Below are 14,603 nucleotides of genomic sequence, written 5' to 3'. Positions count from 1 at the left end.
ATCGATTTCCTGAAAGCAAAGACATGTCCAAACTCGTTTCCAAGTGGAACTACCCCACCACCGTTCGTTTCGGCGCCGGTCGCATTTCGGAGCTGCCCGACGCGCTTGCCGCCACCGGCATCAAGAAGCCGCTTTTCGTCACCGATCCGGGCCTGGCAAAACTGCCGGTCGTCGCTTCGACGCTGAAGATCCTCGATGACGCCAAGGTGCCTTACGGCGTCTTTTCCGATGTTCGCCCGAACCCGGTCGAGTCCAACCTCACCGCAGGCATTGCAGCCTTCAAGAAGGGCAAGCATGACGGCGTCATCGCCTTTGGCGGCGGTTCGGCGCTCGATCTCGGCAAGCTGATCGCCTTCCAGGCAGGCCAGACGCTGCCGGTGTGGGATTTCGAAGACGTCGGCGACTGGTGGACCCGGGCCAACTCCGACGCCATTGCACCGATCATCGCCGTTCCGACCACCGCCGGTACCGGCTCGGAGGTCGGCCGCGCCAGTGTTCTGACRCATGAGGCGACGCATACCAAGAAGGTCATCTTCCATCCGAAGATCCTGCCTGCCATCGTCATTGCCGATCCGGAACTTTCGGTGGGCATGCCGCAATTCATCACCGCGGGCACCGGCATGGATGCGCTGGCGCACTGCCTGGAGGCTTATTGCGCGCCCGGGTTTCATCCAATGGCGGACGGTATCGGCGTCGAAGGCGTGCGGCTGGTCTTTGAAAACCTGCCCAAGGCCTACGCCAACGGCAAGGATCTGACCGCGCGTGCCAACATGATGGCTGCCGCAGCGATGGGCGCGACCGCATTCCAGAAGGGTCTCGGCGCCATCCATTCCCTGTCGCACCCGATCGGCGGTCTCTACGACACCCATCACGGCATGACCAATGCCGTCTTCATGCCCTATGTGCTGGCGTTCAATCGCGATGCGATCGAAGACAAGATCGTCCGGCTGGCTGCCTATTGCGGCATCAAGGGCGGTTTCGACGGTTTCGCCAAGGCGGTGATCAAGCTGCGCAAAGAACTCAAGGTGCCGCACGCGCTGCCCGGGCTCATCAAGGGTCTCGACATGGACAAGAAACGCAAGACCCTGATCGCCGACATGGCGGTGGTCGATCCGACCGCTGGCGGCAACCCGATCAAGCTCACCAAGAAGGCAGCACTCGGCTTGCTTGAAAACGCCATCGAAGGGACGGTTTGAGACTAGTGCTGGAACGCGAACGCGACTTGTATAGTCGGCAAAATAGAGGGGAGGGCTTGGGGAGGCTTCCGCAATTTAATTAGCCGGTAAACAACGGCGACGATTGCGACAACCGATTAAAAGTAGTTAACTTTTTTCCACTGCGCGCGCCGGCTTCATTTAACCTTCATGCGATTGTCACATGAAGCCGATACCGCATCGCAGGCGTCTCAGGGCGTCAGTTCAACGGAGAGGACAACATGTTCAAGCTTACGGGAAAAGTGCTTTCCCTTACCGCGGCGTCGCTGATGGTGACGACCGCGATCGTTTCCGCGCAGGATCTCGCCGCGCTCGAGGCCGCCGCCAAGGCGGAAGGCCAGCTCACCACCATCGCGCTTCCGCATGACTGGTGCGGTTACGGCGCGGTGTTCGAAGGCTTCAAGAAGAAGTACCCCGAGATCACCATCAACGAATTGAACCCCGATGCGGGTTCCAGCGACGAGATCGAGGCCATCAAGGCTAACAAGGACAACAAGGGCCCGCAGGCGCCTGACGTCATCGACGTCGGTCTCTCCTATGGCCCGCAGGCCAAGGCCGACGGCCTGATCCAGCCCTACAAGGTCTCGACCTGGGATTCGATCCCCGATACCGCCAAGGATGCTGACGGCTTCTGGTACGGCGACTATTACGGCGTGCTGTCGTTCATGGTGAACAAGGATCTCGTCAAGAACGCGCCGACAGACTGGGCCGACCTGCTCAAGGACGAATACAAGAACTCCGTCGCCCTCGCCGGCGATCCTCGCACGTCCAACCAGGCGATCCAGGGCGTCTACGCGGCCGGCCTGGCCTCGGGCGCAACCGACGCCAAGTCCGCAGGCGAGAAGGGCCTCGCCTTTTTCAAGGAGCTGAACGCCAAGGGAAACTTCGTGCCGGTCACCGGCAAGGCAGCGACGCTGGCACAGGGCCAGACGCCGATCATCGTTTATTGGGATTACAACGCGCTTAAGGGTCGGGACACGCTGAACAACAACCCGCCGGTCGAAGTCGTCGTTCCAAAGACGGGCGTCGTCGCTGGCGTCTACGTCCAGGCGATCAGCGCCTATGCGCCGCATCCGAACGCTGCCAAGCTGTGGATGGAATATCTCTATTCGGACGAAGGCCAACTCGCGTGGTTGGATGGCTACTGCCACCCGATCCGCTTCAACGATCTCGCCAAGAACGGCAAGATTCCGCAGGCAATGCTCGACAAGCTGCCGCCGCCTGCGTCTTATGAAAAGGCCGTGTTCCCGACGCTTGACGACCAGTCAGCCGCGAAAGAGATCGTGACCAAGCAGTGGGATTCGGTGGTTGGCGCCAACGTCCAGTAATTGAGTTTCTGCCATCACGGGCGGCCACGTGGTCGCCCGTATTTTCTCTCAAGACGGCGCACGAATGACCCAAGCCAGCATAACCACCACGGCTGATGCCGCGCGCTCCGCGCCACCGGACGCGCAAAGAGGCTTCCGCCTGCCGACCCATTGGCTCGGCGTCGCGCCGTTCTTCATTTTTGCACTGATGTTCCTGATCCTGCCGACGCTCTACCTCGTCGTCGGGGCCTTTCAGAACGATCAGGGCCAGTTCACGTTCGACAACATCCGGCAATTGTTCATCGACCAGTCGATCCGCGACTCTTACTGGGTGTCGATCAAGATCAGTTTCTTTTCCGCCACCATCGGCGCTCTCGTCGGCCTTGCCATGGCGATTGCCATCGTGCGCGGCGGGTTGCCCACCTGGGTGCGCTCGTCAACTATGACGTTTTCGGGCGTCGCCTCGAATTTCGCCGGCGTGCCGCTGGCCTTCGCCTTCCTGGCGACCCTCGGCCGTCTCGGGCTCGTGACCGTCATCTTGCGCGACGCCTTCGGTATCAACATCTACGCGATGGGCTTCAACGTGCTCAGCTCGTGGGGGCTGATCGTTGTCTATCTCTTCTTCCAGATCCCGCTGATGATCGTCATCATCACGCCCGCCATCGACGGACTCAAGCGCGAGTGGGGCGAGGCGGCAGCAACGCTCGGCGCCACGACCTGGCAATATTGGCGGATGGTCGTGATCCCGGTTTTGTGGCCGAGCTTCCTCGGCACTGTCATCTTGCTCTTCGCCAACTCATTCGGTGCCATTGCCACCGCTTATGCGTTCACCGGCTCGTCGCTCAACATCGTGCCGATCAAGCTTTATGCGCAGATCCGCGGCGACGTGCTGCACAATCCGCATCTCGGCTATGCGCTAGCCTTCGGCATGATCTTCGTCACCGGTCTCGCCAACATCTTCTATATCTGGTTCAGGACCCGCAGTGAGAGGTGGCTCAAATGAAGTCCAGTCGCTTCTGGGCCTGGCTCGTCTTTGCTGTTGGCGCCGCCTATTTCTTCATTCCGCTGATCGCGACTTTCGAGTTTTCGCTGCGCATGCGGCGCGGCGAATACTCTTTTGACGCCTACCGCGTCGTGCTCGGCGACGCCCGCTTCCAGGAAACCTTCGCCTATTCGGTGACGGTGGCGGTGTTCACGATCATCCTGGGCGTGCTGCTTGTCGTGCCGACGGCCTATTGGATCAGGCTGCGCATGCCGCAGCTCAGGCCCATCGTCGAATTCATCACTCTGCTGCCGCTCGTCATTCCGGCCATCGTCATCGTCTTTGGCTATATCAGGATGTATGGTTCGAACTCGCCGCTGCCGTTCCTGGGCTCGGCGCGGGGAACCGATGCGCTTCTGGTGATCGGCTATGCGACGCTGGCGCTGCCTTATATGTACCGCGCCGTCGACACGGGCCTGCGCACCATCGACGTGCGCACGCTGACTGAAGCCGCCCAGATTCTCGGTGCCGGCTGGGTGACCATCATCGCGCGCGTCATCCTGCCCAACGTGCTGATCGCCGTGCTGTCGGGAGCTTTCCTGACCTTCGCCATCGTCATCGGCGAGTTCACATTGGCGAGCCTGCTCAACCGCCCGGCCTTCGGTCCTTATCTGCAGAACATTGGTGCCAACCGCGCCTATGAGCCGGCAGCACTTGCGGTCATTGCTTTTGCCATCACCTGGGGGTGCATGTCGGTGATCCAGATCCTTGCACGTTTCGCGCCGAAGTCGGCAAATCGCCCGAACTGAACAAAAAGAGCAAAAGCCTATGGCCGACCCCTTCCTTTCCATCCAGAACGTCAAGAAATCCTTCGGCAACGTTGCCGTGGTCAAGGATTTCAATCTTGATGTCGGCGCGGGCGAGTTCGTCTCTTTCCTCGGACCCTCGGGTTGCGGCAAGACCACCATGTTGCGCATCGTCGCCGGCTTTGAGGAACCCTCGGCCGGCAAGGTCATGATCGGCGGCAAGGACGTTACTGGCCTCAAGCCCAACCAGCGCAATATCGGCATGGTGTTTCAGGCCTATGCGCTGTTTCCCAACCTGACCGTCGCCCAGAACATCGGCTTCGGCCTCAAGGTTGCCGGCATGCCCAAGGCGGAAGCTCAGGCGCGCGTCGCCGAGATGCTCAACATCATCAAGCTGCCCGAATTCGGCGACCGCTATCCCTATCAGCTCTCAGGTGGCCAGCAGCAGCGTATCGCCTTGGCGCGTGCGCTGGCGCCCAAGCCCAAGCTGCTCCTGCTCGACGAGCCGCTGTCGGCGCTTGACGCCAAGGTGCGCATTTCGCTGCGCGAGGAAATCCGCTCGATCCAGAAGAAGCTCGGCATCACCACCATCTTCGTCACSCACGACCAGGAGGAGGCGCTGTCGMTSTCCGACCGCATCGTGGTGATGAACGAAGGCCGCGCCGACCAGACCGGCACGCCGTTCGAGATCTACAATCGGCCCTCGACCAAGTTCGTCGCCAACTTCGTCGGCACGCTCAATGTGCTTGAGGGCACGATCAGCGACGCTGCGTTGGGCACGGTCAAGATCAATGCCGAAGAGATAGGGCTCAAGGGCAAACTCAACGGGTCGAAATCCGGTGACACGCTGTCGTTTGCGCTTCGTCCCGAGGCCATCGCGCTCGGGCGCAAGGCGGGCAATGATTCAAGCCTGACCGGCCAGATCGCTGACGTGCATTTCCTGGGCTCGGTCATCCGCGTCCGTGTCGGCATTGGCCAAAACATGGTCTCGCTCGACACCTTCAACAGCCCCAACAGCCCTCCGCCTGCCGTCGGCGAGAAGACCGAGATCAGTTTTTCCTCTGGGGATGTGCTGGTACTACATTAGGTACAACAGCAAACCTGCGGTGATGCTGCAGGGCGACTAGAACGAATACCGTCAAATGAGAGGCCACGGACAGAGCCCGTGGCCTGCAATTGGCAATCGGCAACCGACTATGGATTGATGAGAACGTTGACCACCTTGGTGTTGTCGTTCTTGTCGGTCTGGATATCGACCTTGGCGCCTGCCGCAACTTCCGGTGGGATGGCGATAGAGGGGTCAATAGTCCAGCTGGTGCCGTCTTCCAGCGTGATGACGCGCGTTTCCTTGTTGTATTCCTTTACCACGCCATTGGCGTCGGCGAAGGCGGGAAACGACATTGTGCCGGCAACGGCCAAGGCGAGTACGAACTTTTTCATATAAGTGCTCCTTTGGTGTTTCAGCAATTTCATTGAACCACGTCGAAAGGCCCGCACGCACAAATTTCACGCGCACGCCACCGCCCCCAGCGACAGCTAAACAGCCGAGACGCTGTTTGGTTCCAACCAACGCAAAAAATTAATGGGCTAGACTAGGCGAAGCTAAGGGTCAGCCGATGCCGTACTGCATCATGAGAGCCGTCACGCGCTCGACCGCGAGGTCTGGCCTGTCGAGTACGTTGGCTTGATCGGCCAGGCGGAAGATATCGGCGTAATGCACCGCTCCACGTGCCGACTGCATGCCGGCCGGCATGGTGAAATGGTTCTGGTGGCCGTTGAGCCAGGCGAGAAAGACGACGCCAGCCTTGTAGTACTGCGTCGGCGCCTCGAAAATCTTGCGCGACAGCGGCACGGTTGGTTCGATGGTGGCACGGAAGGTATCCACATCGCCTTGCGCCAGAGCCGCAAGCGCCTTCGAGGCCGAGGGTGCCACCGCATCGAAGATGCCGAGCAGTGCGTGGCTGTGGCGCGTGCCGTCGCCTTCGATCAAACTGGCATAGTTGAAATCGTCGCCGGTGAAGCAGATCACGCCCTCGGGCAGGCGGCGGCGTAGCTCGACCTCATAGGCTTGGTCGAGCAGCGAGATCTTGATGCCTTCGACCTTGTCCTTGTGGTCAACGATGATGGCGAGCACGGTGTCGAGCGCGTCCTCGAAGCGTCTGCTGCCCCAGTAGCCTGCAAGCTCGGCGTCGAACATGTCGCCGAGCCAGTGGAGGATGACCTTGTCTCCGGTCTGGCCTAGTATCCGGCCGTAGACCTTGCGGTAGTCGTCGGGCGATTTGGCAACATGCGCGAGTGCACGGCTGGCCATCATGATCGAGCGGCCGCCATGCTTTTCAACGAAGCCGACCTGTTCTTCATAGGCTGATATCACCTCGTCGAGTGATTTGGCGTCCTGTTTGGCCAGTTGATCAGTGCCGGCGCCACAGGCGAGGTCCGCGCCTTCGACCGAACGCGCCTCGGTGAGCGAACGGCGGATCAGCTCCTGTGCGCCGGCCCAGGCGAGTCCCATTCCACGCTGCGAGGTGTCCATCGCTTCGGCGATCCTGAAGCCGAGGCCCCAGAGGTGATGGCGAAAGGCCATGGTCGTATCCCAGTCGATCGCCGGCTTGTTCCATGGGGTTGTATCGGCCCATGGATCGGAAACGACGTGGGCTGCGGCATAGGCGATACGGTTGAAAACGGGCACTTCTGAGGGTCGCTCCAATGGCGTACCCACGAGCCTGTAGTCGATGACCGTGCGGTCCACTTGTGGAAGCTTCACAAACCTGGCCATGGGTTCCTCCCCTGATCGGTTGCATGTCGTAATTTAGATCGTTCCAAATTTCAAGGCGGAATATCGAGGTGCCGCGGAGTTCATCTGGACTTCAAGTCTTTGATCGCTGGAGTCGCAGAGCAATTTTCGCCGAAAAGGTCACAACAGCCTGCAAACGCCCACGACAGGGGCTCGGAATGTGGATGCCGAAGTTGCACCATTGGCTCGGCGCTGCCGGAAAGGCGCAAGCTTCCGAAGCCTCGTGATGCTTGACAGTTTGGAACGTTCCAATTATTGGACTCGAATAACGGGCCGTAAGTCCCGCCGGGAGGATCGAGTTGAAGCAGCCGAAAGTGACAGTTGTCGATGTTGCGCACGCCGCTGGCGTGTCGAAATCGACCGTGTCGCTCGTCCTTCAGGGCAGCTCACTGGTGAACGAGGGGACGCGAGCCAAGGTGGGTGCCGTCATCCGCGAGCTTGGCTACGTCTACAACCGTGGCGCTGCCAATCTCCGGCAGTCAAAATCCAAGATCGTCGGCATCGTCGTCAACGACCTGACCAACAGCTTCTTTGCCGAACTTGCCGTCGGCATGGATATGGTCGTGCAGTCTGCCGGCTACATCCAGTTCATGGCCAATACCTCCGAAAACGCCGACCGGCAGGGCGAGGTGATCGCCTCGATGCGCGAGCACGGCATGGCCGGGCTGATCCTGTCGCCGGCGCGAGGCACGACAGCCGCCGACCTCAAGCCGCTGGTCGATAGTGGCATTCCGGTGGTGCTCGTGGCGCGTAACGTGCCCGGCCTAAAAGTTTCATCTGTGGTCTCCGATGGCCATGCCGGTGCGATGTCGGCGGTCCGGCACCTGGTCGAACTCGGGCATCGGCGCATCGCCTTCCTTGGCGGCTTCAACGACACCGCCGTCTTCGAAGAACGGATGCGCGGCTTTCGCGATGCGCTGCGCGAAGCTGGCCTGGATCCCTCGGAAGAGCTGGTCATCAGCTCGGCGCCATCGCGCGCCGGAGGTGTGGCGGCGGTCGAGCGGATGCTGTCCATGGCCGATCGGCCGACAGCGGCCCTTTGCTTCAACGACGCGGTGGCGTTCGGCGCTTGCGATGGCCTGCGCAGCGCGCGCATCGAGCCGGGTGTCGATTTTGGCGTAATCGGATTCGACGACGTGATCGAGGCCAAGACGGCAGTGCCGGCGCTGACCACCGTTTCCGTCGATCCGCAAGGCATGGGCAGGCGGGCGGCACAGCTTCTGCTCAAGCAGATCAATGCCGGTGATTTCGACGCCGAGGCAATGGTGGCCACGGTGCGTTTGGTGGTGCGCGAAAGCTGCGGTGCGCCGCAACGGGTCAAGGAGCTTATGGCATGACGCGCTGGGGTCTGATCGGGGCGAGCACCATCGCCAGGGAATGGGTGATCGGCGCGATCCGGGCGACCGGCGGCGAGATCGTTTCGGTGATGAGCACCAATGCCGAGCGCGGCCGTGCCTATGCCGAGGCGAACGGAATCGCCAAATCGGTCACTTCGCTCGACGGTATCTTTGGCGATCCTGATATCGATGCCGTCTACATCTCCACGACCAACGAACTGCACCACGATCAGGCTATTGCCGCAGCGCGCGCCGGCAAGCATGTGCTGTGCGAAAAGCCGCTGGCGCTTTCGCTCGACGATGCCAAGGCGATGGTCGTCGCTGCCCGCGAGGCCGGCGTTGTCATGGCGACCAACCACCATCTGCGCAATGCGGCGAGCCACCGTGCCATGCGTGACGCCATCGCTTCGGGGCGCATCGGCAAGCCGCTGGCCGCACGGGTGTTCCATGCCGTCTACCTGCCGCCGCATCTCCAGGGTTGGCGGCTCGACAAGCCGCAGGCTGGCGGCGGCGTGATCCTCGACATTACGGTGCATGACGCCGACACGTTGCGTTTTGTACTGGGCGACGATCCGGTCGAAGCGATTGCGCTGAGCCAGAGCGGCGGCATGGGAATGCGCGGGCTTGAAGACGGCGTGATGGGCGTTTTGCGCTTCAAATCAGGTGTCATCGCGCAATTTCACGACGCCTTTACCACCAAATTCGCCGAGACCGGCTTCGAGGTGCATGGCACTGAGGGATCGCTGATCGCGCGCAACGTGATGACGCAGAAGCCTGTTGGCTCGGTCGTCCTGCGCAATGCCGAGGGCGAGCGCGAACTGCCGCTCGGCCAGCACAATCTCTACGAAGCGGCACTTTCGGCCTTCCACAATGCCGTCGCCGGCAATGGCGCGCCAGCGGCAAGCGGCGAGGACGGCGTGTGGTCGTTGGCCACCGGGCTTGCCGTCGCCAAATCGGCTGCGACGGGTGCTGCGATTGCAATCGAACCGGGGCTCTGAGGCGATGGGCAAGCACATCACGCCCGCTGAAGCGGCAAGCCTGATCCCGGACGGCGCAGTCGTTTCGGTCTCGTCGTCGAGCGGTCTTGGCTGCCCCGATCTGATGTTGAAGGCCATCGGCGAACGCTTCGAGGCGTCAGGTCATCCGCGTGATCTGACGACGCTGCACCCGATCGCTGCAGGCGACATGAGCGGCATCAAGGGCGTCGACCACATCGCCAAGAAGGGCCTGCTCAAGAAGATCATCGGCGGCTCCTACCCCTCGGGGCCGTCAAGTTCCGAGCCGCCGCTGATCTGGCAGATGATCGGCAACGAGGAAGTCGCCGCCTACAACGTGCCTTCCGGCATCATGTTCGACATGCACCGGGAGGCGGCGGCCAAGCGTCCGGGCGTGCTGACCAAGATCGGGCTCGACACTTTCGTAGACCCTGATCGGCAGGGCTGCGCGATGAACGCCAAGGCCGCCGCCGAACCGGTGGTAAAGAAGATCAATTTCGAAGGCGAAGACTGGCTCTATTTCCCGGTCATAACGCCTGACGTGGCAATCATCCGGGCGACGACATCAGACGAACGCGGCAACCTCACTTATGAACATGAGGGTGCCTATCTCGGCGGCCTCGACCAGGCGCTTGCGGCGCGCAACAATGGCGGCATCGTCATCGCCCAGGTCAAGCGCATCACCAAGGACGGCTCGCTCAGGCCGCACGACGTGCGCGTGCCCGGCATGCTTGTCGACTATATCGTTGTCGATCCCGACCAGAAGCAGACGACGCAGACGGCTTACGACCCGGCGATTTCGGGCGAGATCATGCGCCCGCTCGACAGCTTCCGCGTGCCGGAGTTCAACATCCAGAAGGTCATAGCCCGGCGCGTCGCGCAGGAGCTCGAGGCTGGTAGTGCCGTCAATCTCGGCTTCGGCATCTCGGCCAATGTGCCGCGCATCCTGCTCGAAGAAGGCCTGCACGGCGAGGTCACCTGGGTGATCGAGCAAGGGGCAGTCGGCGGCGTACCACTGCTCGATTTTGCCTTCGGTTGCGCGTCCAATGCCGACGCCTTCATGCCGTCGCCCTACCAGTTCACCTATTTCCAGGGTGCGGGCTTCGATGCATCGCTGTTGTCGTTCCTGGAGATCGACCGCAGCGGCTCGGTCAATGTCTCCAAGCTCAGCTTCCGGCCGCATGTGACGGCAGGGGCGGGCGGCTTTGTCGACATCACGGCGCGGGCCAAGAAGATCGTGTTTTCCGGCATGTTCAATGCCGGTGCCAAGCTCGACATCGCAAACGGCAAGCTCGTCATCGACAAAGAAGGAAAACTCAAGAAGCTGGTCAACGAGGTTGAGCACGTCACCTTCTCGGGCCGGCGCGGCGTCGAGCAGGGCCAGGACGTCACCTATGTCACCGAGCGTTGCGTGATGAAGCTGACGGTCGACGGCATCGTGCTCACCGAGATCGCGCCCGGCGTCGACCTTAGGGCGCATATCCTCGACCAGTCGGAATTCCCGCTTATTGTTTCCGACAAGCTCAAGCTGATGGACGCGGCATTGTTTGCGGATGCGCCGATCGGGCTCAAACTACCGCGCAGGGCCGCGCGTACCCTTGGTGGTATCAATGGCTGACCAGCGCATCAAGGTCGAGGTCTCAGGCCATGTCGCGGTCATCACCGCGGCGCGGCCCGACAAGTTGAACGCCTTCGACATCGATATGCTCAAGGCGCTCTCGGCTGCCTGTGACGAGGTCGAGGCCAATGCTGACGTTCGTGTCGCGATCCTTACCGGTGAGGGCAAGGCGTTTTCGGCCGGTGGCGACATCAAGGCCTGGGGCGCGATGACGCCGAGCGAGTTCGGCCATGCCTGGGTGCGCTTCGGCCATCGTGTGTTCGAGCGGCTGGCGACGCTGCGCGTGCCTTTGATCGCGGCAATCAACGGCCATGCGCTGGGTGGCGGRCTGGAGCTTGCCATTGCGGCCGACATTCGCATCGCCGAACGGCACGTTAAGATCGGCCTGCCCGAGACCGGGCTCGGCATGGTGCCGGGATGGTCGGGCACGCAGCGGCTGGTGCGCCGAGCAGGTGCGCAGGTCGTGCGTCGCATGGCACTGGGCGGCGAGGTTTTTTCCGCCGAAGAAGCCGCAGCACTTGGGCTGGTCGACAAGGTTGTTGAAACAGGTGGGGCGCTGACAGCGGCGCGCGAATACGCAGACCGCATTGCAGCGCGTGGTCCGGCGGCGGTCGAAATCGCCAAGCTGATGATCGCCACCGCCAATGGCGAAGACAATGGAACCGCCGTCGAGGCGCTCGGCTCGATTCTCGTCGCCAAGACCGGCGACCTGAAGGAAGGGCTTGCCGCCTTCAGCGAGAAGCGCGCGGCGAAATTTTCGGGAGAATGGTAATGACGGTCCTGATGCGCCCCAAGCCGCTCGACGGTTTCAAGGTTCGTGAATTCAAGATGCTGATCGACGGCAAATGGGTCGCCGGTTCGACCGGCACGACCATCGAGCGCGCAAGCCCCGGACATGGCGTTGTCGTCAGCCGTTATCAGGCGGCGACAAAGGCCGATGCCGAGCGGGCCATTGCGGCAGCTCGTCGCGCGTTCGACGACGGCCACTGGCCGCGGATGACCGGTGCCGAGCGTTCGCTGATCCTGTTGCGCGCCGCCGATATGATCGCTGCGCGGGCGGACGAACTTGCTTTTCTCGACTGCATCGAATCGGGCAAGCCGATCTCGCAGGCCAAGGGAGAACTGGCCGGGGCCGCCGACATCTGGCGCTATGCCGCTGCCCTTGCGCGTGACCTGCATGGCGAGAGCTACAACACGCTCGGCGACGGCACGTTGGGGGTGGTTCTGCGCGAGGCGATCGGCGTGGTTTCGATCATCACACCGTGGAATTTCCCGTTCCTGATCGTCAGCCAGAAGCTGCCCTTCGCGCTCGCCGGCGGCTGTACTGCGGTGGTCAAGCCGTCGGAGCTGACCTCAGGCTCGACGCTGGTGCTCGGCGAGATTCTGCTCGAAGCCGGCGTTCCGGCTGGCGTGGTCAACATCATCGTCGGCACCGGCCTCGAGGCCGGCGCGCCGCTGACCAGCCATCCCGATGTCGACATGGTGTCGTTCACCGGCTCGACTGGCATTGGGCGCCTGACCATGGCGAACGCGGCGCAGACGCTGAAGAAGGTGTCGCTGGAACTCGGCGGCAAGAACCCGCAGATCGTTTTCCCCGATGCCAATCTCGACGATTTCGTCGATGCGGCGGTGTTCGGCGCCTACTTCAATGCAGGCGAATGCTGCAACGCCGGTTCGCGCCTGATCGTCCATCGCGACATCGCCGAAGACGTTACCAGCCGCATTGCAACCCTCTCCGCCAAGGTCAAGGTCGGCGATCCGCTTGACCCCGAAACGCAGGTTGGTGCGATCATCACGCCGCAGCATCTTGCGAAGATCGTCACTTACGTGAAAGGTGCGAGAGACAGTGGCGCTGACGTCGCCATCGGTGGTTCCGCCGCCGATCTCGGCCTTGGCCAGTACATGGAACCGACGATATTGTCGTCGGTCGCCCCCGACATGGCGGTGGCGCGCGAGGAGGTGTTCGGACCGGTGCTTTCGGTACTTACCTTCGAGACCACGGACGAGGCGATCCGCATCGCCAATTCGATCGACTATGGCCTGTCGGCTGGCGTTTGGAGCCGCGACTTCGATACCTGCCTGACTGTCGGCCGGCGGGTACGCGCAGGCACCGTGTGGATGAACACCTTCATGGACGGCGCTTCCGAATTGCCGTTCGGCGGTTACCGCCAGTCAGGCATCGGCCGCGAGCTCGGCCGCCATGCGGTGGAGGATTACACCGAGACCAAGACGCTCAACATGCATATCGGACCGCGCACGGGCCACTGGATGCCGAAGGAGGCACGGGCCTGACGGTCAAGAGGAGGAATTCCCCGAGGCGGGGCCGAAGGGAACTTATGCCACGCAATCGTGCGTGAGGAACTTGCAACCGGGAGGAACTGGAATGCGTAAGTTTTTGATGAGTACGGCAGCTGTTGCGGCGCTGTTTGCCGCGCCGATGCCGATGGCGCATGCCGATGAAAGTGTGGAAGTGCTGCACTGGTGGACGTCGGGCGGTGAAGCTGCTGCACTCAACGTGCTGAAGAAGAACCTGGAAGCCCAGGGCGTGACCTGGAAGGACATGCCAGTTGCCGGCGGCGGCGGCGAAGCCGCGATGACCGCGCTGCGCGCCCGCGTCACCGCAGGCGATCCACCCACAGCCGTGCAGGCACTTGGCTTCGACATCACCGACTGGGCCAAGCAAGGCGTGGTTGGCGACCTCAGCGAAATGGCTGACAAGGAAGGCTGGGACAAGGTCATTCCGGGCGCGCTGCAAAACTTCGCCAAGCATGACGGCAAGTGGATCGCAGCACCGGTCAACGTGCACTCGACCAATTGGGTCTGGATCAACAAGGCCGCCCTCGACGCTGCCGGAGGCAAGGCGCCCGAGACGTGGGACGAATTGATCRCTGYCCTCGACAAGATGAAAGCTAACGGCATCATCCCGATCGTCGGCGGCGGCAATGCCTGGAACGCGTCGACGATGTTCGACTCCGTGGTGCTGTCGCTAGGTCCAGACTTCTACAAGGCGTCGATGATCGACCTCGACCCTACTGCACTGAATTCGGACAAGATGGTCGAAGCCTTCGACCGCTTGGCGAAACTCAAGTCATATGTCGACAGCAATTTCTCCGGGCGTGAGTGGAACCTTGATTCCGCCATGGTCATCGAGGGCAAGGCCGGCATGCAGATAATGGGCGATTGGGCCAAGGGCGAGTTTGTCAATGCTGGCAAGAAGCCGGGTACCGACTTCGTCTGCATCCGCTTCCCCGGCACGCAGGGCGCCGTCACCTTCAACTCCGACATGTTCATGATGTTCAAGGTCGGCGACGACAAGAAGAAGGCGCAGCTGCAGATGGCTGCCGACATCGAAGACCCAGCGTTCCAGTCGTCGTTCAACGTGGTCAAAGGCTCGGCGCCGGCGCGCACCGATGTGCCTGATAYGGCTTTCGACGATTGTGGCAAGAAAGCCATCAAGGACCTTGCCGAAGCCAACGAGAAAGGCACGCTGTTCGGCTCGATGTCCCAAGGCCATGCCAGCCCAGCTGCAGTGAAGAACGCCATGTATGAC

At 61.8% G+C, this 14,603-nt stretch carries 13 protein-coding genes; 11 read left to right on the top strand and 2 right to left on the bottom strand.

The genetic code is table 11. From position 1 onward, the window contains the following. Nucleotides 1–23: 23 nt before the first annotated feature. The 5 genes from AC1DWF_RS10640 (at nucleotide 24) to AC1DWF_RS10620 (ending at nucleotide 5,396) form a co-directional block, all read left to right on the top strand. On the top strand, nucleotides 24–1,196 hold the full coding sequence (locus tag AC1DWF_RS10640) for an iron-containing alcohol dehydrogenase (protein ID WP_476781470.1): 1,173 nt from the start codon (nucleotides 24–26) through the stop codon (nucleotides 1,194–1,196). Between the two features lie 239 nt (nucleotides 1,197–1,435). Then, on the top strand, nucleotides 1,436–2,542 hold the full coding sequence (locus AC1DWF_RS10635; protein WP_476781469.1) for an ABC transporter substrate-binding protein: 1,107 nt from the start codon (nucleotides 1,436–1,438) through the stop codon (nucleotides 2,540–2,542). Between the two features lie 64 nt (nucleotides 2,543–2,606). Next, entirely contained in the window at nucleotides 2,607–3,524 is a 918-nt protein-coding gene (locus AC1DWF_RS10630; RefSeq protein ID WP_476781468.1) for an ABC transporter permease, read from the top strand. Further along, nucleotides 3,521–4,312, top strand: coding sequence for an ABC transporter permease (locus AC1DWF_RS10625; protein WP_476788241.1), 792 nt, complete (start codon nucleotides 3,521–3,523; stop codon nucleotides 4,310–4,312). The genes AC1DWF_RS10630 and AC1DWF_RS10625 overlap by 4 nt, the downstream gene beginning before the upstream one ends. Nucleotides 4,313–4,331: 19 nt before the next feature. Further along, nucleotides 4,332–5,396 carry an ABC transporter ATP-binding protein gene (locus AC1DWF_RS10620; protein WP_476841664.1) on the top strand — a complete coding sequence of 355 codons (1,065 nt, stop codon included), beginning with the start codon at nucleotides 4,332–4,334 and terminating at the stop codon, nucleotides 5,394–5,396. Between the two features lie 107 nt (nucleotides 5,397–5,503). Here the strand turns inward: AC1DWF_RS10620 and AC1DWF_RS10615 are convergent, their stop codons facing one another. Both AC1DWF_RS10615 and AC1DWF_RS10610 read right to left on the bottom strand, forming a co-directional pair. Then, nucleotides 5,504–5,749: a hypothetical protein gene (locus AC1DWF_RS10615; RefSeq protein WP_476781465.1), complete on the bottom strand. Its 246-nt coding sequence runs from the start codon at nucleotides 5,747–5,749 to the stop codon at nucleotides 5,504–5,506. 169 nt (nucleotides 5,750–5,918) lie between these two features. Next, a complete protein-coding gene (locus AC1DWF_RS10610; RefSeq protein WP_476781464.1) occupies nucleotides 5,919–7,085 on the bottom strand; it encodes a dihydrodipicolinate synthase family protein in 1,167 nt (388 codons plus the stop codon). Nucleotides 7,086–7,402: 317 nt separating this feature from the next. Here AC1DWF_RS10610 and AC1DWF_RS10605 point away from each other — a divergent pair, with 317 nt between their 5' ends. From AC1DWF_RS10605 to AC1DWF_RS10580, 6 genes are all read left to right on the top strand, one after another. Then, complete coding sequence (locus tag AC1DWF_RS10605) at nucleotides 7,403–8,440, top strand: LacI family DNA-binding transcriptional regulator (RefSeq protein ID WP_476781463.1); 1,038 nt, start codon at nucleotides 7,403–7,405, stop codon at nucleotides 8,438–8,440. Next, nucleotides 8,437–9,438, top strand: coding sequence for a Gfo/Idh/MocA family protein (locus AC1DWF_RS10600; RefSeq protein ID WP_476788240.1), 1,002 nt, complete (start codon nucleotides 8,437–8,439; stop codon nucleotides 9,436–9,438). Before AC1DWF_RS10605 ends, AC1DWF_RS10600 begins: the two co-directional genes overlap by 4 nt. Nucleotides 9,439–9,442: 4 nt before the next feature. Next, complete coding sequence (locus tag AC1DWF_RS10595; RefSeq protein WP_476781461.1) at nucleotides 9,443–11,053, top strand: acyl CoA:acetate/3-ketoacid CoA transferase; 1,611 nt, start codon at nucleotides 9,443–9,445, stop codon at nucleotides 11,051–11,053. Continuing rightward, nucleotides 11,046–11,825, top strand: coding sequence for an enoyl-CoA hydratase/isomerase family protein (locus AC1DWF_RS10590; RefSeq protein ID WP_476781460.1), 780 nt, complete (start codon nucleotides 11,046–11,048; stop codon nucleotides 11,823–11,825). The genes AC1DWF_RS10595 and AC1DWF_RS10590 overlap by 8 nt, the downstream gene beginning before the upstream one ends. Then, nucleotides 11,825–13,345: an aldehyde dehydrogenase family protein gene (locus tag AC1DWF_RS10585; RefSeq protein ID WP_476781459.1), complete on the top strand. Its 1,521-nt coding sequence runs from the start codon at nucleotides 11,825–11,827 to the stop codon at nucleotides 13,343–13,345. The genes AC1DWF_RS10590 and AC1DWF_RS10585 overlap by 1 nt, the downstream gene beginning before the upstream one ends. A gap of 91 nt (nucleotides 13,346–13,436) precedes the next feature. Then, nucleotides 13,437–14,603, top strand: a 1,167-nt coding sequence (locus tag AC1DWF_RS10580; RefSeq protein WP_476841663.1) for an ABC transporter substrate-binding protein, incomplete at its 3' end; no start/stop codon positions are given.

It is taken from the genome of Aminobacter sp. P4_D5, assembly GCF_056401815.1.
The sequence above is the reverse complement of the archived record's forward strand: the minus strand, read 5'-3'. Positions and strand labels throughout refer to the sequence as shown.